The organism is Pseudonocardia zijingensis (genome assembly GCF_042657305.1).
Taxonomy (GTDB): Bacteria; Actinomycetota; Actinomycetes; order Mycobacteriales; family Pseudonocardiaceae; genus Pseudonocardia; species Pseudonocardia zijingensis.
The window spans coordinates 76,134-97,044 of the sequence record NZ_JBHSKO010000014.1 but is presented as its reverse complement, the minus strand read 5'-3'; the positions used below and the strand labels follow the sequence as shown (position 1 = coordinate 97,044).

Annotated in this window: 26 protein-coding genes; 10 read left to right on the top strand and 16 right to left on the bottom strand. The window is 73.2% G+C overall.

Annotated features, from left to right (window positions below):
• The first annotated feature begins 2 nt into the window (after positions 1-2).
• The 3 genes from ACFPL3_RS25065 to ACFPL3_RS25055 are packed head-to-tail and all read left to right on the top strand — an operon-like array spanning position 3 to position 2,303.
• Positions 3-860: a phosphoenolpyruvate hydrolase family protein gene (locus ACFPL3_RS25065; RefSeq protein WP_343944259.1), complete on the top strand. Its 858-nt coding sequence runs from the start codon at positions 3-5 to the stop codon at positions 858-860.
• Between the two features lie 10 nt (positions 861-870).
• Positions 871-1,164, top strand: coding sequence for an EthD family reductase (locus tag ACFPL3_RS25060; RefSeq protein ID WP_343944258.1), 294 nt, complete (start codon positions 871-873; stop codon positions 1,162-1,164).
• Positions 1,161-2,303 carry a Gfo/Idh/MocA family protein gene (locus ACFPL3_RS25055; RefSeq protein WP_343944257.1) on the top strand — a complete coding sequence of 381 codons (1,143 nt, stop codon included), beginning with the start codon at positions 1,161-1,163 and terminating at the stop codon, positions 2,301-2,303. The genes ACFPL3_RS25060 and ACFPL3_RS25055 overlap by 4 nt, the downstream gene beginning before the upstream one ends.
• A gap of 112 nt (positions 2,304-2,415) precedes the next feature.
• Here the strand turns inward: ACFPL3_RS25055 and ACFPL3_RS25050 are convergent, their stop codons facing one another.
• The 3 genes from ACFPL3_RS25050 to ACFPL3_RS25040 form a co-directional block, all read right to left on the bottom strand.
• Entirely contained in the window at positions 2,416-2,970 is a 555-nt protein-coding gene (locus tag ACFPL3_RS25050) for a hypothetical protein (protein WP_343944256.1), read from the bottom strand.
• 192 nt (positions 2,971-3,162) lie between these two features.
• Positions 3,163-3,768, bottom strand: coding sequence for a TetR/AcrR family transcriptional regulator (locus ACFPL3_RS25045; RefSeq protein WP_343944255.1), 606 nt, complete (start codon positions 3,766-3,768; stop codon positions 3,163-3,165).
• A 55-nt stretch (positions 3,769-3,823) separates the two neighbouring features.
• Positions 3,824-4,351, bottom strand: a complete 528-nt coding sequence (locus ACFPL3_RS25040; protein WP_343944254.1) for a MarR family winged helix-turn-helix transcriptional regulator — start codon at positions 4,349-4,351, stop codon at positions 3,824-3,826.
• 93 nt (positions 4,352-4,444) lie between these two features.
• Between ACFPL3_RS25040 and ACFPL3_RS25035 the strand changes: the two genes are divergently transcribed.
• Positions 4,445-5,095: an FMN-dependent NADH-azoreductase gene (locus ACFPL3_RS25035; protein ID WP_343944253.1), complete on the top strand. Its 651-nt coding sequence runs from the start codon at positions 4,445-4,447 to the stop codon at positions 5,093-5,095.
• A 43-nt stretch (positions 5,096-5,138) separates the two neighbouring features.
• On the opposite strand, the gene ACFPL3_RS25030 is transcribed toward ACFPL3_RS25035, so the two are convergent.
• The 3 genes from ACFPL3_RS25030 to ACFPL3_RS25020 are packed head-to-tail and all read right to left on the bottom strand — an operon-like array spanning position 5,139 to position 7,706.
• A complete protein-coding gene (locus ACFPL3_RS25030) occupies positions 5,139-6,017 on the bottom strand; it encodes a hypothetical protein (protein ID WP_343944252.1) in 879 nt (292 codons plus the stop codon).
• Complete coding sequence (locus ACFPL3_RS25025) at positions 6,014-7,366, bottom strand: hypothetical protein (RefSeq protein ID WP_343944251.1); 1,353 nt, start codon at positions 7,364-7,366, stop codon at positions 6,014-6,016. The genes ACFPL3_RS25030 and ACFPL3_RS25025 overlap by 4 nt, the downstream gene beginning before the upstream one ends.
• A 34-nt stretch (positions 7,367-7,400) precedes the next feature.
• Positions 7,401-7,706 carry a DUF6403 family protein gene (locus ACFPL3_RS25020; RefSeq protein WP_343944250.1) on the bottom strand — a complete coding sequence of 102 codons (306 nt, stop codon included), beginning with the start codon at positions 7,704-7,706 and terminating at the stop codon, positions 7,401-7,403.
• 107 nt (positions 7,707-7,813) lie between these two features.
• On the opposite strand from ACFPL3_RS25020, the gene ACFPL3_RS25015 reads away from it, so the two are divergent.
• The gene (locus ACFPL3_RS25015; protein ID WP_343944249.1) at positions 7,814-8,026 is read left to right on the top strand and encodes a hypothetical protein; all 213 of its coding nucleotides are present in this window, start codon (positions 7,814-7,816) and stop codon (positions 8,024-8,026) included.
• Here the strand turns inward: ACFPL3_RS25015 and tsaA are convergent.
• The 9 genes from tsaA to ACFPL3_RS24970 form a co-directional block, all read right to left on the bottom strand.
• Positions 7,998-8,402: a tRNA (N6-threonylcarbamoyladenosine(37)-N6)-methyltransferase TrmO gene (tsaA, locus tag ACFPL3_RS25010; protein ID WP_343944248.1), complete on the bottom strand. Its 405-nt coding sequence runs from the start codon at positions 8,400-8,402 to the stop codon at positions 7,998-8,000. The genes ACFPL3_RS25015 and tsaA overlap by 29 nt on opposite strands.
• A 132-nt stretch (positions 8,403-8,534) precedes the next feature.
• Positions 8,535-9,683, bottom strand: a complete 1,149-nt coding sequence (locus ACFPL3_RS25005; RefSeq protein WP_343944247.1) for a M20 metallopeptidase family protein — start codon at positions 9,681-9,683, stop codon at positions 8,535-8,537.
• Entirely contained in the window at positions 9,680-10,858 is a 1,179-nt protein-coding gene (locus ACFPL3_RS25000) for a Xaa-Pro peptidase family protein (protein WP_343944246.1), read from the bottom strand. Before ACFPL3_RS25000 ends, ACFPL3_RS25005 begins: the two co-directional genes overlap by 4 nt.
• Complete coding sequence (locus ACFPL3_RS24995) at positions 10,855-11,958, bottom strand: diaminopropionate ammonia-lyase (RefSeq protein WP_343944245.1); 1,104 nt, start codon at positions 11,956-11,958, stop codon at positions 10,855-10,857. The genes ACFPL3_RS25000 and ACFPL3_RS24995 overlap by 4 nt, the downstream gene beginning before the upstream one ends.
• The gene (locus ACFPL3_RS24990; RefSeq protein WP_343944244.1) at positions 11,955-12,992 is read right to left on the bottom strand and encodes an ABC transporter ATP-binding protein; all 1,038 of its coding nucleotides are present in this window, start codon (positions 12,990-12,992) and stop codon (positions 11,955-11,957) included. Before ACFPL3_RS24990 ends, ACFPL3_RS24995 begins: the two co-directional genes overlap by 4 nt.
• 25 nt (positions 12,993-13,017) lie before the next feature.
• A complete protein-coding gene (locus tag ACFPL3_RS24985; protein ID WP_343944243.1) occupies positions 13,018-13,806 on the bottom strand; it encodes an ABC transporter permease in 789 nt (262 codons plus the stop codon).
• Entirely contained in the window at positions 13,803-14,660 is an 858-nt protein-coding gene (locus ACFPL3_RS24980; RefSeq protein ID WP_343944242.1) for an ABC transporter permease, read from the bottom strand. Before ACFPL3_RS24980 ends, ACFPL3_RS24985 begins: the two co-directional genes overlap by 4 nt.
• Positions 14,660-15,712 (bottom strand): ABC transporter substrate-binding protein, encoded by a 1,053-nt coding sequence (locus ACFPL3_RS24975; protein WP_343944241.1) that lies wholly within the window; start codon positions 15,710-15,712, stop codon positions 14,660-14,662. Before ACFPL3_RS24975 ends, ACFPL3_RS24980 begins: the two co-directional genes overlap by 1 nt.
• 5 nt (positions 15,713-15,717) lie before the next feature.
• Positions 15,718-16,134, bottom strand: coding sequence for a pyridoxamine 5'-phosphate oxidase family protein (locus tag ACFPL3_RS24970; protein ID WP_343944240.1), 417 nt, complete (start codon positions 16,132-16,134; stop codon positions 15,718-15,720).
• Positions 16,135-16,220: 86 nt separating this feature from the next.
• On the opposite strand from ACFPL3_RS24970, the gene ACFPL3_RS24965 reads away from it, so the two are divergent.
• Positions 16,221-16,913, top strand: coding sequence for a GntR family transcriptional regulator (locus tag ACFPL3_RS24965; RefSeq protein ID WP_343944239.1), 693 nt, complete (start codon positions 16,221-16,223; stop codon positions 16,911-16,913).
• Positions 16,914-16,916: 3 nt separating this feature from the next.
• Positions 16,917-17,759 (top strand): SDR family oxidoreductase, encoded by an 843-nt coding sequence (locus tag ACFPL3_RS24960; RefSeq protein ID WP_343944238.1) that lies wholly within the window; start codon positions 16,917-16,919, stop codon positions 17,757-17,759.
• An 18-nt stretch (positions 17,760-17,777) separates the two neighbouring features.
• Here the strand turns inward: ACFPL3_RS24960 and ACFPL3_RS24955 are convergent, their stop codons facing one another.
• Complete coding sequence (locus ACFPL3_RS24955) at positions 17,778-18,503, bottom strand: DUF4386 family protein (RefSeq protein WP_343944237.1); 726 nt, start codon at positions 18,501-18,503, stop codon at positions 17,778-17,780.
• Positions 18,504-18,707: 204 nt separating this feature from the next.
• On the opposite strand from ACFPL3_RS24955, the gene ACFPL3_RS24950 reads away from it, so the two are divergent.
• Genes ACFPL3_RS24950 through ACFPL3_RS24940 form a run of 3 tightly spaced genes read left to right on the top strand, consistent with a single transcriptional unit; the run spans position 18,708 to position 20,907 of the window.
• Positions 18,708-19,454: a GntR family transcriptional regulator gene (locus ACFPL3_RS24950; RefSeq protein WP_343944236.1), complete on the top strand. Its 747-nt coding sequence runs from the start codon at positions 18,708-18,710 to the stop codon at positions 19,452-19,454.
• Complete coding sequence (locus tag ACFPL3_RS24945) at positions 19,451-20,419, top strand: tripartite tricarboxylate transporter substrate binding protein (protein ID WP_343944235.1); 969 nt, start codon at positions 19,451-19,453, stop codon at positions 20,417-20,419. Before ACFPL3_RS24950 ends, ACFPL3_RS24945 begins: the two co-directional genes overlap by 4 nt.
• Positions 20,416-20,907, top strand: coding sequence for a tripartite tricarboxylate transporter TctB family protein (locus ACFPL3_RS24940; protein WP_343944234.1), 492 nt, complete (start codon positions 20,416-20,418; stop codon positions 20,905-20,907). Before ACFPL3_RS24945 ends, ACFPL3_RS24940 begins: the two co-directional genes overlap by 4 nt.
• Positions 20,908-20,911 lie beyond the last annotated feature (4 nt).

The following is a 20,911-nucleotide window of genomic DNA, read 5'->3' as shown; positions in this document are numbered from 1 at the left end:
CCATGTCCACCCGATCCGAGCTCGTCGACCGCCTGCGCGCGAAGGTGGCGCAGGGGCGGCCGATCATCGGCGGCGGCGCAGGCACCGGCCTGTCGGCGAAGTGCGCCGAGGCGGCGGGCCTCGACTTCGTCGTCATCTACAACTCGGGCCGCTTCCGGATGGCGGGGCGCAGCTCGATGGCGGGCCTCATGCCCTACGGCGACGCCAACGCGATCGTGATGGAGATGGGCACCGAGGTACTGCCGGTGGTGCGCGACCTGCCGGTGCTCGCCGGGGTCTGCGGCACCGACCCGTTCCGGCTGATGCCGCAGTTCCTGCGCACGGTCGCCGAGGCGGGGTTCTCCGGCGTGCAGAACTACCCGACCGTCTGCCTGTTCGACGGGATCATCCGCGCCAACCTCGAGGAGACCGGCCTCGGCTTCGACAAGGAGGTGGACATGATCGCCGCCGCGCACGCGCTGGACCTGTTCACCTGCACCTACGTGGCCAACCCCGACGAGGCGGCGGCCATGGCCGAGGCCGGCGCGGACGTCGTCGTGCCGCACATGGGCCTCACGACGTCCGGGATGATCGGGGCGCGGACGGCGCTCTCGCTCGCGGAGGCGAAGGAGAAGGTCGCCGAGCTCGCCGCCGCCGCGCGGGCGAAGAACCCCGACGTGCTCGTCGTGTGCCACGGCGGGCCGATCCACTCCCCCACCGAGGCGGCCGAGGTGATCCGGGACGTGCCCGGTGTGCAGGGCTTCCTCGGCGCCTCCAGCATGGAACGGCTGCCCACAGAGGTCGCGATGGTCGACCACATGCGCTCCTACCTGCAGATCGAGCTGCCGAGCACGACCACCACCCCGACGGAGGCGAGCTGACGTGTACCGGATGACCATCCTCTACGGCACGCCGACCGACCCCGAGGCGTTCCGCCGCTACTACACGGAGACGCACGTCCCGCTGGCCCGGAAGATGCAGGGGCTCACCGGCTGGAACCTGCAGTGGACCGACGGGAACCCCGACTGGATCCTCGTCGCGGAGCTCTACGCCGAGGACAAGGCGGCCATGGACGCGGCGCTCGCCTCGCCGGAGGGCGTCGCCGCGAGCGCGGACCTCGACAACTTCGTCACCGGCGGCGTGGTGTTCCTGACCGGCGAGGAGGAGCAGGTGGCCTTCTCGTGAGCGGTGGCGCCGGCCTCGTCGTCGCCGTCGCCGGGTTGGGCTTCGGCGCCGAGTTCGTGCCGATCTACCTCAGCCACCCCGACGTGGCGAGGGTCGTGCTGGTCGAGCCCGACCGCGAGCGCCGTGCCGCGCTGGCCGAGCGGTACCGGCTGTCGGCGGGGTACGGCGACGTCGCCGACGCGCTCGCCGACCCGGGCATCGACGCGGTGCACGTCTTCGCGCCGGTGCACACGCACGCCGACCTCTCGGTCGCCGCGCTGGAGGCGGGCAAGCACGTGGCCTGCGCCGTGCCGATGGCCACCACGCTGGAGGACCTCGACCGCGTCATCGCGGCCCAGGAGGCCTCCGGCCGCAACTACATGATGATGGAGACCACGGTCTTCGCCCGCGAGTACTTCGCCGTCTCCGGGATGCACCGCGCCGGCGAGCTGGGCGAGCTCACCCTCTACCGCGGCTACCACATCCAGAACCTCGACGGCTTCCCCGCGTACTGGCAGGGCTTCCCGCCGATGCACTACGTGACGCACGCGCTGTCGCCGATCCTCTCGCTGCTCGACACGACCGTCGCGAGCGTCCGGTGCCAGGGCGCGGGGCGGCTCGCCGAGACCCGCCGCACCGGTGGTTTCGACAACCCGTTCCCCACGGAGATGGGGCTGTTCCGGCTGCGCGACAGCGACGTGCTCGCCGACATCCAGATGTCGTTCTCCCAGACCGCCCGCAGCTACATCGAGGGGTTCTCCATCTACGGCGACCGTCGCGGCGTCGAGTGGCCGATCGACAACGAGGGCGAGCTGACCGTGTTCGACATGTCCGGCCCCGCGCCGGGGCGGCGCGGCAACCGGGTCGAGACGAGCACGCTCGCCCCACCCGACCACCCCGAGCTGCTGCCGGAGCCGCTGCGGCGGTTCGTCCGGCCCACGGCCGTGCGGCTGCCGGGAATGCTGGCCGAGGTCGAGGTGGGCGCGGACCACGGTGGCTCGCACCCGTTCCTCGTGGACGAGTTCGTGCGCAGCGTCGTGGACGGGCGGGCGCCGCTCGTCGACGCCCGGCGCGCGGCCGCGTGGACGGCACCCGGGATCTGCGCGCACGCCTCCGCGCTCGCCGACGGCGCGACGGTGCAGGTGCCCGACTACGCGTGACGGGCTGCCCGAGGAGGCGAGCACCGATCAGTACGCCACCATGAACCGGGTGCGGCGGTGCGCCGCCAGCTCCGCCTCGTCGACCAGCGCCACGGCGAGACCGGCCGGAGGATCAACCTTCCGACCGTCGAGCCGATCCGGCTACCGGTCGATCTGCGTGCTCCGCGGCGCGCCTGCGTAGGTGGTAGTGCCAGGTGACCGCGAGCAGCAGGGGCGGCCACAGCACCATCGGCAGGTAGAACACGAGCACGTCCCAGCCGGGTGGGGTGCAGCCGGGCGGCAGCGGGTGGCGCGGCTCGCCGCCGATGACACCCCGCACCAGGAACGCTGTCACGAGCAGCGCCCCCGTCGTCGCGGCGCCCACGGCGAGCCGGGCGGGCACCAGGCGCCCACCGACCACCGGCAGCCACCGCGGGAGCACCTCACCCCATTCCTGCACCAGGCCCGTCGTCAGCAGGGCGAGCCCGAGCGACACCACGGACAGCGACGGGACGTACACCAGCTCCCACACCGGCTCGCCCGGCGTGGCGCACACGTGCCCGCCGCGGGCCAGGCCGTTCGCCCAGTCGACCACCCGCCAGACGGCGGAGGGCAGGACCGTCAGCGGCACCGCCCAGGCGGCAACCCTGGCCCACGTCGGCACGAGATCGGGTCGGAACGTCGACATGCCCCGACCCTCGCCGCCCCGCCCGCCGCCCGGATCCCCCGCGGAGGCCGGTCGCCTCCCCCGCGGGTGGGACCCGCGGGCTCGGTGGTGGATCGGCCGAAGCGGCTCCGATCGGCGACCGGCCGAGAGTCGGTCGGGGGATCAGGCCCGGATCTTGGCGTACGCGTGCCCCACCATTTTCGGCCATCGATCTCAGCCGTCGTCGGACGTCCGCAGCAGCGCGTCGAGGTGGTCGGTGAGGGCGGCCAGCGCCGTCTCGTGCGTGCGCAGCCCGATGAGGACGTGCAGGGTCAGGCCGTCGGCGAGGGCGAGCAGGCTGACGGCGGCACGGTCCGGATCCAGGTCGGCGGGCGCGCCCCCCGTATCCCGGGCAGCGCGGAACAGGCCGGCGACGACGTCGCCCAGCTCGGCGTAAACCGTCTGGTAGAACTCCGCCAGCTTCGGCTCGACCGTGGCCTTCGCCAGGTATCCGGCCCACACCCGCGCCTGGTCGCGGTACTGCTCCTCGGAGAACAGGAGATCGGCGATGACGTCCTTCAGGACGGTCCGCGGGGGCACGCGCTCGGGTGAGTCGGCGATGCGCTGGTGGATGCGCCGGGTGGAGCGCTCCACGAGGTACACCAGCGCGAACCGCAGCATCTCGTCCTTGTTGGCGAAGTAGTGCTGCGCCGAGCTGAGCCCGGCCTCCGCGGCGACGTCGCGCATGCTGACCGCTTCGAGCCCACCACGGCCCACGAGCCGCCAGAGCGCCTCCGCGATCCGGCGCCGCTGCAGCTCGTGATCGACCTTCTTCGGCATCCCACTCCCACTCCGCTCCGGCCGACGGGTTCACGCACCGTTCCCCACCCTCTCCTCACGAGGCCGGTTCGTCGGGACGCGCGGCGTCAGCCTCCTTGATCGCCCCCTCGAGCGTGGCCGCGACCTCCGGCGACGCCGCCTCGGTCAGCGCCCCCGCGATGGCCCGCAGCTGGGCGACCTGCTCACGGGTGAGCCGGTCGAACACCAGCCGCCGCGCCTCCCGGACGTGACCGGGCGCCGCGGCGGCCAGCACCGACATGCCCTCGTCGGTGAGCACCAGCTCGGTCCACCGCGACTCCCCGCTGATCACGCGCCGACGCACCAGGCCCTGCTTCTCCAGCCGGCTCGCGGCATGCGACAGCCGCGACAGCGTGCCGCCGACCAGCTTGGCCAGCTGGGTCATCTGCAGCGCCCGGTCCGGGGGCGCCGACAGCTGCGACAAGATCGAGTACTCGAAGAAGTTCAGGCCCGAATCGCGCTTGAGCTGCGCGTCGACCGCCGGCGGCAGGGTCATCACCATCGCCATCAGCGACATCCAGGCGGCCTGTTCGTCCGGGTCGAGCCATGGCGTGGGAGCGGTCACGGGCGATCATCCTATCGTGACTTGAACATTCAACCTTGGCATGGCACCTTGGAGTTGAACATTCAACCCCCTCTCATGGGAGATCGCATCCACATGTCCGTCCTGCGAATCGACGCCAGCATCCAGGGCCCCCGCTCGGCCAGCAGCGAGCTCGCCGACGCCGTCGAGGCCGAGTGGTCCGCCACCCGCCCCGGCACCACCTTCATCCGCCGCCACCTGGGCGCCGAGCCGCTGTCCGCCGACGCCTGGACCACCGCGATCCACGGCGGGTTCACCCCCGAGGAGCACCGCACCCCGGCCCAGCGCGACGCCATCGCCCTGGCCCGCACGCTGGCCGACGAGCTGCGCCGGGCCGACGCCGCGATCCTGGCCCTGCCGCTCTACAACTGGGGCGTCTCCCAGCACGTCAAGACCTGGATCGACCTGACCGTCGCCGGCGGGGAGAACGGCGAGCGGCTGCTCGACGGCAAGCCCGCGATCGTGCTCACCACCCGCGGCGGCGGGTACGGGCCCGGTACCCCTCGCGAGGGCTGGGACCACAACACCGCCTACCTGCGGCGCATCGTCGCCGACGTGTGGGGCGCCGACCTCACCCTGATCGAACGCGAGCTCACGCTGGCCGGCGTCAACCCCGCCATGGAGCCGCTCCTGGAGACCGCCGCCCTGATGAAGAAGGACGCGCTCGAGGCCGCCTCCCAGGCCGGCCGGGCCGCGGCCGCCGCCGCTGCCGCACCGCGCGGGTGACCCGTCCCGTGGCCACGATCGGGCTCATCGGCAGCACGTCGCCCTACTTCAGCCCTCGCAGCTGCCCGGACAGCGTCCTGGCCCGGTCGGTGAACTGCTCGTAGTCGGTCCAGCCGTCGCGGTCGGCGGCCGCGATCTCGTCGAGCAGAGTGGCGTAGTCGACTGCGAGGCGTGCGTGCTGCGCGGCGCGCTTCTGACCGGGCAGGCCGTCGATGTCGATGATCTGGCGCGCGACGAGCGCCATCTCGGCGCTCAGCAGTCCCCGGCTGTCACCGGTCTCCTCGCGGCGGACGCTGCGCACCACCGCCCGGCGGCCAGCCCGGTGCGCCACGAGGTACAGCGCGAGCGCCCCGACGACGACCGCGCTGATCGCGGCGGCCGCGATCAGGTACCGCGGCAGGGGCGGGCTGAACGTGCGGGCGTCGTCGGGCAGGACGCCGAGGTCGACGAGCTGGTCGTAATTGGTGACGACGACCTTCAGCGCGTCCAGCGGCCGGTCGAAGAACCCGTCGACGCCCGCGCCGATCCGGGTCTCGGCGACGGCCCGTTCGCCGAAGCCCTCGTCGTCGACGTCCCCGCCGTCGAGGAAGCCGCAGCCGTAGGTGTCGAACTCGTCGTCCTCGGGGGACATCAACAGCGCGAGGGTGCCCGCCGCTGCGTTGCCCAGCCCGTCGCACGCGGCGTCCAGGTCGGACCCGGACTCGAGCATGACGACGACGAGCCGCCGGTTGCCGATGATCCGCTCGGCGGCCGCCGTGTCGAGCCCGACCCCCGGTGCCGCGTAGACCGACGTCGTCCGCACCGTCCGCGCGGCGGGTCCGTCGAACAGGCCCGCGGTCCACACCGCCCAGCCCGCCAGCAGCACGCAGGCCACGGCGCCGAGCCCGAACGCCGTCCCCAGCTGACGCATGATCTGCTTCACGCCCGCTGCCTCCGGAGGTTGTCGGCGGGCCGGTACCCGTCGACCGGGACGGCCCGGCCGACGCGGTCGAGCTCCTCGGCGGCATGGTCGAGCAGCCGGTGGACGTGCCGGTCGGGCAGCCCTCCCGCGATGGCGTCGCGCGCGGCCCGCAGGTGGACGATCGCCCGGGCGAACGCCGGGTCCTGCGCCTTCTCGGTGAGCCCGGAGACCTCGACGGCCAGCGCGCTCAGCTCGCCGAGCCGGCCGGCCGTGCCCAGCGGTCTCGCCGCCGTGCGGCGCAGCAGGGGCCGAGCGGACAGCGCGAGCAGGAGCGCCGCGCAGCCCGCGAAGATCCAGGGCAGGGCGGGGAGCGTGACGGAGAGCGGGTCGAACGGCGTGTAGGGCAGCGGCCGGTCGAACAGGCCCGCGTAGCGGACGCTCGCGACCTGGCGCAGGTACACGCGCAGCACGTCGTCCTGGGGGTACGGCCCCCGTGCGAGCACGCTGCCGTACTGCGCGTAGTACCCGGCCGCGGCCACCTCGGCGAAGTCGGCGGCGTGCGGGCCGTGGTACTCGATCCACGAGCCGTACAGGACGACGATCGCGGTCTCGGGGAACAGCCGCGCGAGCGCGGGCCCGTAGTCGGGCACCCGCTCCCCGGCCGGCTGCACGGGGAACGCGGCGTACATCGCGGGCACGCCGCCGAACGCCTCGGCCGAGGCGTCGGCCGGCACGTCGGTCAACGACGCCCCGGGCGCGGTGAACCGGCCGGACTCGCGCAGCTGCTCCGCGACCACCTCGAGCTCGTCGGGGGTCGGTTCCCGCCGCTCGTCCGCCGGGCCCTCGACCGGTTCGTCGCCCGACCCGATCAGTTGGTTGATCAGGGCGATCATGGGCGCGGTCACGTCGTTGCGCCCGAACTGCGCCCGCCACTCGTCGAGGGTGCTCGGGGCGACCTCGTAGATGCCGCCGGACACCCGCGTCCCGCTGATCGTGAGGACGGTGAGGTCCGCGTCGTCCTCGAGATCGCGGCGGACCTCGAAGTCGACCTCCGCGAACGCCGAGCGCTGCTCCTTCGTGAGCCCCGGCGGCGCGGCGATGATCCGGACGTCGCGGTCGCCGATGGCCTGCCGCACCCGCTCCTCGTCCCACGCGGCGACGGCGCCGGGCAGGCGGACGACCGGCTCCTCGTCCAGCATCGCGGCCATCTCCGGGGCCGACGGCAGGTCGACCGTCGGCTGCTCCGGCGGAGCGCTCGGGCTCTCCTCCGGCGCGGCACCGGAGCCGTAGGTGACCTGCGCACCGCGGCCCTGGGCGGCGACGAAGAAGACGACGCAGGCGACCGCGGCGACGGCGAGCACGACGCGCACGATCCCGACGATCGACGACCTGCGGATCGGGAGGCTATTCACCGGCGGCCGCCCGCCACAGGCGGTCGGCCCGCCTCGCATGTTTCGTCGCGCTCCGCGCCGCGCGGGCGCCGCCACCACCGGCGACGATGGCGCCCGCTCGGGCCAGTGCCGCCTCGGCCGCCTCCGACCGATGGGCGCAGGCGTCGCGGCTCACCGTGGCGCTCTCGATCGCCGTCCGCGCGGTCGACCACGCGACCTCCCGATCGGTCGCGCGAGCCCGCAGCTTCGGCACGGCGGCGACGCCGAAGCCGGCGACGAGGATCGCACCACCCGCCACCGCCCAGATCAGCCAGGACACAGCGGCTCCACGATCATGCGGCGGATGGTAGACGCCCGGCCGTCAGGGGCTCGGGGCCCGTGGACAGACGGCGGGAATCCCGTCCCGGCAGGGTGGTCCCACCCGGCGTGTCAGCGCAACGCACACGCGGCGAGATCGTGCGGCTCGCCCACCGCGGCCTGCGCGCCGTGCTCGTCGACGACTCCGAGACCTGGGGCGCCCTCACCCTGCTGCGCGAGCGCGGACGACCCCACTTCTCCGACGCCGAGATCCGCTGCGTCGCCTCCGTCACAGGCCCGACCGCCGGCGTGATCAGCGCTCCGGGCCGAGCACCGGCTTGATGTCGATCACCGGTGTGCCGTCGATCGCCTCGAGGTCGCGCACGTCGAGGGTGGTGCCCTCGATGCCGGCGATCGTGACGACGTGCAGGCCCACCGGGTTGGGCCGGTCCGGCGACCGCGTCGCGAAGACGCCCGTGAGCGGCCTCGTCACGTCGTCACGGGGGTACACGGACAGCACGCCGCGATCCGCCTCGTGGAGCCACGTCAGCACGATCACGGTGGCTCCGACCTCGAGGCCGGCCATCGCCTCCGCGAACTCCCGGTCGACCTCGATCCGGGCGGGCGGCGCGCCCTCGTCACCCTGCTTCGGCGCCGCGCTGCGATCGGTCAGCGGGGACCTGACCCATCCGGCGGGACGCAGTTCGTAGGTCGGCACGTGCCCCATGCTCCTCGCAGGTCACCCCAGGGTGAGGTCGACCCGGGTGGTGACGTGGGGCAGCGTCATCACGGTGTCGACCGCCGCGGCGACATCCGTCGGCAGGTGGGCGCTCGGTGGAGTTGATTGGGGTCAGCCACCGAGAATGCTGAGGCAGGCCTCGGTGAGCGCGAGGGTCGCCACCGGCAACGCGCGTTCGTCGAGGTCGAACCGCGGGTGGTGGTGCGGGGTGTCGGTGCCGGTTCCGACGCGGAAGTAGCAGCCCGGCACCTCGGCGAGGAAACGGGCCATGTCGTCGGTGCCCGTCGTCGGCCGTCCCGGGACGACCCGCTCGCCGAACGACGCCCGCAGCCGCGTGCGGACCTGCTCGGTGACCCCGTCGTCGCAGACCAGTGCCGGGACGTGCGGGCCGAGCTCCACGGCGACCTCCGCGCCGTGGCGGGCCGCGATCGCCGCGCAGGTCGAGCGGACCGTGGCGAGCAGTGCGTCGCGCTCCGCGGCACCCATCGCCCGGGCCGTGCCGCGCAGCCGCGCCACCGACGGTACGACGTTGGCCGCTGTGCCCGCCGTGAACTGCGCGATCACCACGCTGACCGGCGGCTCGCCGCGGATCTCCCGCATCGCCAGCGCGATCTCGGCCCCCACCTGGACGGGGTCGACCGTGCCCTCCGGCGCCCCGGCGTGACCGCCGACGCCGTGCACGGTGATCCGCAGCTCGTCCGCGGCCGCCCACTGCACGCCGGCGCCGACGGCCACCGTGTCCGCCGCGATCCCCGACTGCAGGTGCAGCCCGACCGCCAGGTCGACCCCGTCGAGGGCACCGTCGGCGATCATCGCCGCGGCACCCGCGTCGGTCTCCTCGGCCGGCTGGAAACACATCCGCACCCGCCCGGACCACGCCGTCGGCAGCCTGCTGAGTACCTCGACCACCCCCAGCGCGACGGCGACGTGACCGTCGTGCCCGCACGCGTGCATCACACCGGGAACCGCGGAGCGGGACACCCGGTCGTCGTCGGCCTCCTGCACGGGCAGCGCGTCCATGTCGGCCCGGACGAGCAGGACCGGTCCGGGTCGGCCGCTGTCCAGCTCGGCGAGAACGCCGGTCCGGCCCACTCCCGACCGCACCTCGTGGCCCAGCTCCGCGCACCGATCGGCGACGAGCGCCGCGGTGCGAAACTCCTCGAACGCGAGCTCGGGGTGCTCGTGCACCTCGCGGCGCACCGCGACGAGAAGGGGTTCGACCCGCGCGACCTCGGCCGGCAGATCCACGTCCGCGGTCACAGCACGATGATCCCGTCGGGAGCGGGAGGCGAGATGGCCTCGTAGCCGTCGATGGTGACGACGTGTTCCTCCTCGGCGACGAAGTTGATCCCCTCGTGCAGCACCGCGGGTTCGATGCACAGCGCGAAGCCCGGCTCGATCACCGTCGGGTCGGCGGCGTGCAGGGACGGCAGCTCGGGGACGTGCAAGCCGATGCCGTGGCCGAACCGGCCGAAGCCGACCGCCTCGGGCGCGATGTTCATCGCGGCACCCATCGCCGCGCCGATCTCGGCGGCGGTGCGGCCGGCCGGCGGGATGGCGAGCGCCGCCTCGAGGCCCGCGCGCACCCGCGCGTACCCGGCCTTCTCCTCCGGGCGCGGCGGGCGGACGGCGAAGGTGCGGCAGTAGTCCGACCAGTAGCCGTCGACGATCGCGGCGCCGTCGAGGTAGAGCAGCTCGTCGGCGTCCCAGACGCGGTCGGTCGGTGCGCCGAAGAGCCCTCGGTTCGGGTGGGCGACCGCGGCGTGCGGGCCGACCTCGTGCGCGCCGGCCTCCAGCTGGGCGATGGAGAACTGTGCCGAGATCTGGCGCTCGGTCATGCCCGGCCGGATCCGGTCGACGACGGCGGCGTAGGCGCGGTCGAGCACGGCCGCCGCGGTGCGCATCCGGTCCAGCTCCCACGGGCTCTTGCGCAGCCGGGCCTTCCACACCAGCGCGGAGGCGTCGACGAGCCGGTCGGCGATCCCCGGGATCAGGCGGGTGAGCTGCCCGACGGGCGGCCAGACGGCGTCGAGGCCGTCGACGGCGATCGGCCCGTCGCCCGCGTCCTCGATCGCCTCGCCCAGCACCCGCGCGGCGTGCGGCGCGAACTGGATCGGGCCGTCGGGCAGGCCCGGCGCGGGCGGCGGTTCGAGCAGCACGTAGGAACGGACGTCGGCGCCGGGGATGCGCAGCCGGGCCGAGTCGACCTCGGTCTCGGCCGCGACCACGATCAACCGCGCGTCCGCGGTGAGCACGGCGACGACCGGCCTGCTGTGCATCTTCCAGGTCATCGTCGTGTAGCCGGTCAGGTACGCGACGCTCTCGTCCCGGATCGCGACGAGGCACGCGCCGCCCACCTCGCGCAGGCCGTCGAGCAGGCGCCGGTGCCGGTCCTTCAGCTCGTCGGCGAGACCGGGGATGGCGAGTTCGGTCATCTCTGCTCCTGTCCCGTGGCCGCGGCGTGCGCCGCCTCGTCGGTGATCCCCTCCGTGGCGAACAGCAGGACGGACGGCCGCTCCGGGAGGCCGAGGCGGGCGCGGTCCGGGCCGGTCAGCAACTCCTCCGCGGCCGCCACCGCGACCCCGGAGCACTCGCCGGCGGCGATGCCGTGCTCGCCGAGGACGCGTACGCCCTGCCGCGCGGCGTCGTCGTCGAGGGCGAGCACGGCGTCGAGGGTCTGCAGTACGGGCCATGCGACGAGCGACGGTGTGCCGCAGTTGAGCCCAGCCATGACCGAGTCGTGCGGGCCGGGCACGGTGACCAGCCGTCCCGCCGCCAGCGAGGCCATCACGCACGCCGCCGTGGTGGGCTCCACTCCGACCACCGCCGGGTCCCTGCCACCGGTGCGGAAGTGCCTCAGCACGGCGGCGCCGAACGCGCCCACCCCGAGCTGGACGATCACCAGGTCCGGTGGGCGGACGAGCTGCTCGGCGGTCTCGGCGAGGATCGTCGCGTACCCGTCGATGACCGCGCCGGGCACCCGCTCGTAGCCGGGCCACGACGTGTCCGAGACCAGGACGTCGCCGTCCTTCCCGGCCGCCGACGCCGCGACCGCGTCGTCGTAGGTGCCGTCGACCACGACGACCTCGGCGCCTTCGGCCTCGATGTCCGCGATCCGCTGCGCGCTCAGTGCGGACGGCACGAGGATCCGGGCGCCGAGACCGAGCAGGGCCCCGACCCGGGCGAGCGCCCGGCCGTGGTTGCCGTCGGTGGCGGCCACCAGCGTCAGCGACGGCAGCTTGCCCGCGAGCGCGTCGAGCCCGTCCCCGGGCCGCCAGGCCGGGGGGAGCCAGGGGCGCAACGCCTCGACCGCCGCCCAGGACGCCCCCATGATCTTGAAGGAGGGCAGGCCGTACCGGTCGCTCTCCACCTTGACGTCGACGCGCGCGGCTCCGATCCGCTCCGCCAGCGCCGGCAACCCGACCAGTGGCGACGGCCGGTACCCCGGGATGGTCCTGTGCAGCTCGACGGCCTCGCCGCGTGGCGGGGTGAGCGCCGGCCGATCCCGCCGATCCCGGTGCAGGATGCGGGTCATCCCGCTCCCTCGACGAGCACGCAGTCGGCCGCCGACCACGACACGACCACCCGGTCCCCCGGCGCGGCGCCCGTCGCCGCCCCGACCGGCTCGTGCACGAGCACGCTGCGCTCCCCCACCCGCACCTCCACCTTCCGTGCCGTTCCGAGGTAATGAACGTCCACGACCTGCCCCGGCAGCCCGTTGTGCCCGGTCGGGGAGGCCGGGTCGGTCACGAGCCGCATGCGTTCCGGGCGCACCACCACCGTCGCCCGTCCCGCCGACCGCCCGTTGGTGGGCATGCGCAGCGCCGACCCGTCGGGAAGCCGCAGCACCCCGGCTCCCAGTTCGCCCGTGAACACGTTCGAGTCGCCGAGGAACTCCGCGACGAACCGGCTCGCCGGACGCTCGTACAGCTCGTCTGGCGTGCCGACCTGCACGACCCGGCCGTCGGCGAAGACCGCGATCCGGTCGGACAGCATCAGCGCCTCGTCCTGGTCGTGGGTGACGTAGACGAGCGTGACCCCGAGCTCGTGGTGGATCCGCCGGATCTCGGTCTGCAACTTCTCCCGCAGCCGCCGGTCGAGCGCCCCGAGCGGCTCGTCCATGAGCAGCAGGGGCGGCCGGAACACCAGCGCCCTCGCCAGCGCCACCCGCTGCTGCTGGCCGCCGGACAGCTGGGCAGGCCGCCGATCTCCGTACCCGTCGAGACCCACCATCTCCAGCGCCTCCGCGACCCGGCGCTCGCGCTCCGCTGCGGCAACCCCTCGCTGCCGCAGCGGATAGGCGATGTTCTGCGCCACGGTCATGTGCGGGAACAGGGCGTAGTGCTGGAAGACCATGCCGATGCCACGGCGGTGCGGCGGCATCGCGGACACGTCCTGGTCGCCGAGACGGATCGCGCCCGCGGTGGGCGCGACGAACCCGGCGATCATGTTCAGCGTGGTGGTCTTGCCCGAGCCCGACGGCCCGAGGAACGTCATGAACTCCCCCGGCGCCACGTCCAGGCTCACGTCGGCGACCGCGGGAGCGCCGGCGCCGTAGTCCTTCGACACCGCTGCGAGGGTGAGTCGCAGACCTTCAGATGACACGGCTGACCAGCCCTTTCCGCCCCAGACGCATCCCGATCAGGATCAGTAGCGTCGTGAACACCAGCACGACGGTGGACGCTGCTGCGATCGTCGGGTCGACCTCGCGCGTGACCGCGTTGAACATGAGCACCGGCAGGGTCTGCGTCTGCGGCGAGGTGAGGAACACCGAGAGCACGACCTCGTCGAACGACCCGAGGAACGCGAACACCGCACCCGCGAACACCCCCGGCGCCACGAGCGGAAGCGTGACGTCCCGGAACACCGCGACGGGGCCGGCGCCCAGCCCCGCGGCGGCCTGCTCGATGCGCCGGTCGCGCTCGCCGAGGCTCGCCGTGACCGTCCGCACGACGATCGGCATGCCGATCACCGAGTGGGCGAGCACCAGCCCACCGATCGTCCCCGCCAGCCGCAGCCGCAGGAACAGGTAGAACAGGCCGATTGCGAGCAGGATCACCGGCACGATCGCCGGCGAGAACAGCAGCGCGACGACCACCCCTTTGCCGGGGAACTCCGAGCGGTCGAGCGCGAGCGCGGTGAAGGTGCCGGTGACCGTGGCCACGACGGTGGTGAGCAGCGCGATCACGAGCGAGTTGCGGGTGGCGTCCCACCAGCGCCGGTCGGTGAACAGGTTCTCGTACCACTGCAGCGACCACCCCTGTGGCGGCAGCACGAAGGCCCGGGTGCCCGAGAAGCCGACCGGCACGGCCACGAGCGTCGGCACCACCAGCCACGCGCCGATCAGCACGCACCCGGCGAGGAGCAGCCTGCGCGCGATCACCGCGCGCTCCTCGCCGCGACGCGGCGCAGCCCCACCATCGCCGCGAGCACGAGCAGCGTGGTGAGCAGCAGGACGAATCCCATCGCGGCCCCCGTGCCGCCGTCGCCCAGCTGCGTGATCTGCGTGTAGATCAGCTGCGAGAGCAGCGCGTTCGACGGCGAGCCGAGCATCTGCGGCGTGATGAAGAAGCCGAGCGAGAGCACGAACACCAACGACAGCCCGACGAGCACGCCCGGCAGCGACAGCGGCACGTAGATCCGCAGGAACGCCGCCGTGGGACGGGCGCCGCAACTCGCCGCCGCCTGCAGGAGGCGCCGGTCGATCTTCTGCATGATCGCGTACATCGGCAGCACCGCGAACGGGAGCATGACCTGCGCCATCCCGATGGTGACCCCGGTGGAGTTGCGGATCAGCGGCAGCGGCCCGACGCCGATCCCCGTGAGCCCCGCGTTGACGATCCCGTTGTCCTGCAGGAGCACGAGCCAGGAGAACGTGCGCACCATGAGGCTCGTCCACAGCGGCACGAGCACGATCACCAACAGCAGGTCCCTGAGGCGTGGGGACACGACCGTCATCGCGTAGGCGTACGGGTAGCCGAGGACCAGGCACACCGTGCAGACCACGGCCGACGTCGTGAACGTCCGCAGCAGCACGGTGCCGAACACCGGCGAGTCCCACAGCTGCACGTAATTGCCGAGGCCGGGCGTCGCGAGGCTCAGCCCGAGGAGGTTGAGCAGCGGGTAGCCGAAGCAGAGCGCCAGCAGGGCGGCACCGGGCACGTAGAGCGCGAGCCACGCTCGGCTCCCGAGGCCTCGCGCGGCCCCGGGGCCGGGGAGTGTCAGGGCGGTGGCCATCAGCCGTTGAACGTCTGTTGCCAGCGCGCGGTGACCTGCTCACCGTTCTCGGCCCACCACCGCTGGTTCTGCACGATGACGCCCTCGGCCACCTTCGGGTTCGTGGAGGGCAGGAACTCCTGCAGACCGGGCGGGAGGTCGACGAGCGGGGCTCCCGGCTTGGACGGCTCGTACGGGATCAGCGTGGTCAGCTTGGCCTGGCGAGCGGGGTCCATCGTGAAGGCGACGAAGCGCATCGCCGCCGCGGGATCCGCCACGCCCTTCGGCACGACCATCGTGTCGTAGTGCAGGAACGCTTCACCGTACGCCGGCGAGAACGCCGCGTTCTGCTCCTCGATCGCGGCGTACGCGCGCCCGTTCCAGGCGAGGATCATGTCCACCTCGCCCGCGAGCATGAACTGCGACGACTCCGAGCCGGAGTTCCAGAACACCAGGTCCGGCTTGATCGTCTCGATCTTGCGGAACGCGCGGTCGACGTCGAGCGGGTAGAGCTGCTCGCGCGGCACGCCGTCGGCGATCAGCGCGCACTCGACGAGCGGGTTGGGCATCGCCGACGACGACGCCGCCCGTTTGCCGGGGAACCGCGCCACGTCGAAGAAGTCCGCGCAGCCGGTCGGGCCCGTGCCCTCCGGGAACCGCGTGTTGTTGTAGTAGATCGTCGAGGTGTAGGTCAGGAGCGGTGCCGAGCACTCGCTCTCGATCAACTCGGGGTCGATGCCCGACAGGTCCACCACCGTGCGGTCGATCGGCTCCAGGAGCGTGCCGCAGTTCTGCGCCGCCCAGTAGCCCTCGGCCGGGATCACGTCGACGTTGGCGCTGCCGGCCTCGACCATCGTCTTGATCTTCGCGTAGTTGAGGGTGGGGTCGTCGTGCACGACGACACCCGTCTCCTGCTCGAACGGCCGCGCGAACGCGGCGTCGAGGGCGTCCTGGTAGACCCCGCCGCCCGACATCAGCGTGAGGCTGCCGGGCGCGGAGCCACCGCCGCACGCCGCCGCAGCGAGCAGTGCGGTGCAGGCGTACGCCGCCGCGATCATGCCCTTCCTGCCCATCTCGATCACCTCCGGTTGTCGGCCGACGCGGGGTCGCCCCACGTGTGCCATCTGTCGATCTCGACGAACGCGGTGACGCAGCTGAGCTCGCGCTTGCCGTACGGCGTGCCGACGTAGCGGCGCGAGAGGGCGTCCAGGTCGGTGAGCTCGGGGTCGTCGCGCAGCTCGGTGACCCGGCCGCGCAGGGAGACGTGGTCGTACCAGTCCTCGCCGAGGACGGTCATCGCGACCGCCGGCCGGTCGAGGAGGTTCCGGTGCCGGGGCGCGCCGGCGACCATGCTGATCACCACCCGGCCGTCGCGCCAGTCGTACCAGGTGGCGGTGGTCCACGGGCTGCCGTCGGCGCGCACCGTTCCGATGACCGCGGGGCGGGGCGCCCGGACGAACCGTTCGATCTCCGTGGGAAGCGGTGGATGCGGCATCTCGCCCTCCTCAGGGCTGTCCCAGCTGGGGAGCGATATAGTAATATACTGGTATGTTGGAGCCGTCAACAGCGATGATGGAAACCGTGGACGTCCGTGAACTCCTGTCGGCCGATCCGTTCGACACCCGGACGGGACGCACCCTGCTACGCGAGGCCGTCTACGAACGCGTCCTGCGGCACATCGTCGACGGCACCCTCCCGCCCGAGACCAAGGTGCGCGACGCCGACATCGCCGAGGCCCTCGGCGTCAGCCGCACCCCCGTCCGCGAGGCGCTCAAGCGCCTGGAGGACGAGGGCTTCGTCGTGGCGGCGGCCAACAGGTGGACGAAGGTGGCGGGAGTCGACCCCCGCACCGCCGACGACCTCTACCCGATCGTCTGGGCGCTGGAGCGGCTCGCCGCCACGATGAGCCCACCGTGGACCGCGGAGCAGGTCGACGGCCTGCGGGAGGCGAACGACCGGCTCGCCGTCGCCATCGACGCCGAGGACGCCGTGGGCGCCCGCGACGCCGACAACGACTTCCACCGCCGGATCGTCGAGGCGTCCGGCAACGCCGAGATCGCCGCGATCACGGGGCAGCTCAAGGTCCGGCTGCACCGCATCGAGGTCGCCTACTTCGGCGGGCAGCTGGCGGGGCGGCAGTCCGTGTCCGAGCACGAGCAGGTGATCCAGGCGTTCGCGGCGGGCGACCAGGAGCGCGCGGGGCTCGCGGTCGAGCAGAACTGGCGCGGCAGCCTCGAACGCCTGCACGCGCGACTCGAGGACGAGGGGAACTGACCCGTGCACACCGTCACCGTCGCCGGCGCGAGCGGCAAGACCGGCCGGCACGTCGTCGAACAGGCAGCCGAACGCGGGTGGGAGGTACGCCGCGCCGGCAGGCGCGACACCGGTGGCCCCGGCCGCTGGGTGCCGCTCGACTGGGACGACCCCACGAGCTGGGCCCCCGCGTTCGCCGGAAGCGACGCCGCATACGTGCTCATCCCGTTCAACCACCCCGGCGCAGCCGAGGCCACGCCCGCCGTGCTGAAGGCGGCCGGCGCCGCAGGCGTCGGCCGGATCGTGCTGCTGTCGTCGTGGGACGCGGCGCACGCCGCCGACGACGACCCGCTGCGGGTCGCCGAACGCGCACTGCTCGACCAGCACGTCCACGCCGCGGTCCTGCGCCCGACCTGGTTCATGGACAACTTCACCCACGGCTCGTTCGCCGCGATGACCGCCGAGGGCGAGCTGCGGCTCCCGTGCGGCGACGGCCGGATCCCCCTCGTCGACACCCGCGACATCGCCGCTGTCGGGGTGGCGTGCCTCGCCCCCGACGGCCCGACGGGCCTGCTCCCCATCACCGGGCCGGCCGCCGTCGACCACCACGAGGTCGCCGCCGCCCTCGCCGCGGCCGCGGGGCGAGCGATCCGCTACACCTCCGTGGAACCCGAGGAGTTCATCGCGCTGCTGGAGGCACGCGGCTTCTCCCGCGCCTACGGGCAGTTCCTCGCCGACGCGCTCGGCGAGGTCGCCACCGGGCGCCTGGTCGTCCCGGTGGAACGCACCGTCGACGAGGTGCTCGGCCGCGCACCGCACTCGATCACCGAGTTCGCCGCCCACTACTCGGCGCTGCTGCGCAGCTGAAACCGCCGGGGCCGGGACCTAGTCCCGTGGCTCCCGGGCCCGGCGCCCGACGACGAGCAGGCCTGCGCCGAAGACGAGGACGACGACCTGGAGGGCGATCCCCACAGCATCCTGGAATCCGCTCTCCAGCCCCTGGTAGCCGACCGAGATCCCGATAGCGAGGGAGAGAAGGCCACCCACCACCAGCAGGACGCCGAGCCAGCTCGGGACGAGGCGGCTCGCGACGAGCGCTGCACCCAGGAGCAGGAACGCCAGGCCGAGCAGAACCCGGAAATAGCCTTGCAGGCCCCACTCGATCCACCGGACGGATTCGGCATCGGCGAAGCGAGTTGCCTTGTCGGCCCCCGACGCGGCCGCCCAAGCGTCCACCGCCTGCTTGAGCGTGACGCCGTCCACCGCTTGGAGAGCGGTCCACACCGCGCCGCTCGCGACGAGTGCGCCGGCGGCCAGCAGCGCGAGGTAGGGCGTCTCCGGTCGCAGGCCGCGGCAGATCACCAGCAAGCCGGCGATGGCGACGAGCACGAGCACGTACTCCGCGAGGTGAGTGGCGACCCAGACGTCACTCGCCGCGTACTCGGAGAAGATCGCCCTGTGATCGTCCTCCTCCCCGGTCGGGTGCAGGAGCGTTCTCTGGACCGCGTTCACCACGAGGCCCCCGAGCAGCAGTGAACCGCTGAGGATCAGCACACCGCGGTCTGCCGGAGTGCTGATCCCGCGAGGCTCTTCACGACGGCTGGCGCTCATCGCCGCGATCCCTTCACCGCTTCAGTCGGCCGGGCGTTCTCGATCCCGGCGTGACAGCGGGGCCACAACCCGACGCCGCGAGCCCTCGGAGTCGCCGCCCTCCGCCGGCCGATGCAGTGGAAGCAGGGTACTGCGATCCCCTCCTTGTCGCGTCGCGGTCGACGGTTTACGGTTAACCGTCATCCGTCACCGAACGACCGAGAGATGAGCGTGACCGCGAACAGCAGCGCCTGGCGCGCCTCCGTCGACGGCATCAGGCCCACCCCCGCGCTGGGCAGCCACGTGCTGCAGCAGCTGCGGCGGCTGATCATCCGCGGGGAGCTGCAGCCCGGCACGCACCTGGTCGAGGCGCAGCTGTCGGAGACCTTCGACGTCAGCCGCGGCCCGGTCCGCGACGCCCTGCGCCAGCTCGAGATCGAGGGGCTCGTGGAGTCGCGCAGGCGCGGGGTGTTCGTCATCGGCCTGACGGTGCAGGACATCGAGGAGCTCTACTCGCTGCGCCGGCTACTGGAGGCCGAGGCGGTCCGCTCGTGCACGGCGCGCCCGGGGTCCTCGTACGCCCCGGCGCGAGAGGCGCTCGGGCGCATGCAGGTGGCCGCGGAGTCCGGCGACAGCCACGCTTTCGCCGAGGCCGACCTGGCCTTCCACTCCAGCTTCTACGACAGCTGCGGGCACCGTCGGCTGGCCAGCGTCTGGCAGCAGTACCGGCCGACGTTCGCCGACATGCTGTCGGTGACCAACGCCGAGGACCGCGACCTGCGGCCGACCTACCAGGACCACGTCGACCTGCTCGCCGTGATCGAGCGCGGGGACGAGGCGGCGGCCGTGGCCACGCTGCACGAGCACATCGACGGCTCACGGCGCCGGATGCTCACCGCCTACCGGCGGTTCACAGAGGCCGGCGGGCCGCCACCCGCCACCGAAGATCGACGAGGGAGTCGTCAGTCATGATCCGTTCCACGCGGCGCGCGGTGCTCGCCACCGCGGCGATGGCAGCACTGGCGCTGTCCGGCTGTGCCGGCGGCGGGGAGTCGTCCGGAGGCGGCGCCGCCTACCCGGAGGACGACATCACGCTGATCGTCCAGGCCGCCGCGGGCGGCGGCTCCGACCTCAGCGCGCGGGCGCTCGCCGCGGAGCTCGAGCCGATCCTCGGCGTCTCGATCGTCGTGGAGAACCGCCCCGGCGCGGCCGGCTCCACGGCCATGCAGCACGTCGCCGACGCGGACCCCGACGGCTACACGATCGGGTTCGTGCCGGTCGAGGTGGCGATGCTCAAGCACCTGAACTACGACGTCGACCCGGCCGACTACGACTTCCTCGGCCAGATCATGCTCGGCCCGGGCGTCCTGTCCGTGCCCGTCGACAGCCCGTACCAGACGCTCGAGGACTTCGTCACGGCTGCGAAGTCGCAGCCGCTGGCCGTCGGCACGTCCGGCGCCGGGTCCATCTGGGAGGCCGCCGCCATGGGGCTGGCCGCGGAGACCGGCGCCCAGCTGACCCCGGTCCCGTTCGACGGCGAGGCCCCCGCGATCGCCGCGGTCGCCGGCGGCCAGATCGACGCCGCGGTCGGCGGTGGCGCGGCGTCGTCCGCGGCCTACGCCGAGAAGCAGGTGCGCCCGCTCGCGGTGTTCCACAGCGAGCGCCACCCGCTCATGCCCGACATCCCCACCGCGGCCGAGGCGGGCCACGCGCTCGAGTTCGGCGGCTGGGGCGGCATCTACGCGCCGAAGGGGCTGCCGCCCGAGGTCCGCTCGACGCTGGAGTCGGCCGTACAGCAGGCGGCGAACTCCCCCGGCTTCACCGAGACGATCAGCAAGAGCGGGTCGCTGCCGGTCTACAGGACCGGTGAGGAGTTCACCGCCTTCGTCAACGGCGAGTACGAGCGGTTCGGCACGCTCCTCGGGCAGGGCGGATGACGACACCCGACGACACGGAGGTGCCCACCGCCGGCGGAGCCCGGCCGTCGAAGCCGATGGAGATCGCCGCTGCCGCGGTGGCGCTCGCCGGTTTCGCCGCGGTGTTCCTGCTGGCGCGGGGCATCGAGCTGCGCGTGGAGACCGGCGGGATCGGCCCGCGGTGGTGGCCGCAGGTGCTCGGCGCCGCAGGCGCGGCGCTCAGCGTCGTGCTCCTCTGCCGTGCCGTGGTGGGCGCAGCCGCGCAGCGGGAGGGCGTGCAGGAAGCCACCCGCGACGGCCGGGTCCGCGTCGTGCTCGTCGTCGTGCTGGCCGCGCTCTACGTCGTCGCCTGGCCGCTCGCCGGCTTCGTCGTGGCCACGCCCTTGTTCCTGGCCGCCGGCGCCTACCTGTTCGGCGGGCGGGGGTGGGCGGCGCTGCTGGCGTTCCCGGTGGGACTGACCGCGCTGCTCTACCTGCTGTTCCACTCCGTGCTGGAGGTGCCCCTGTGACGGT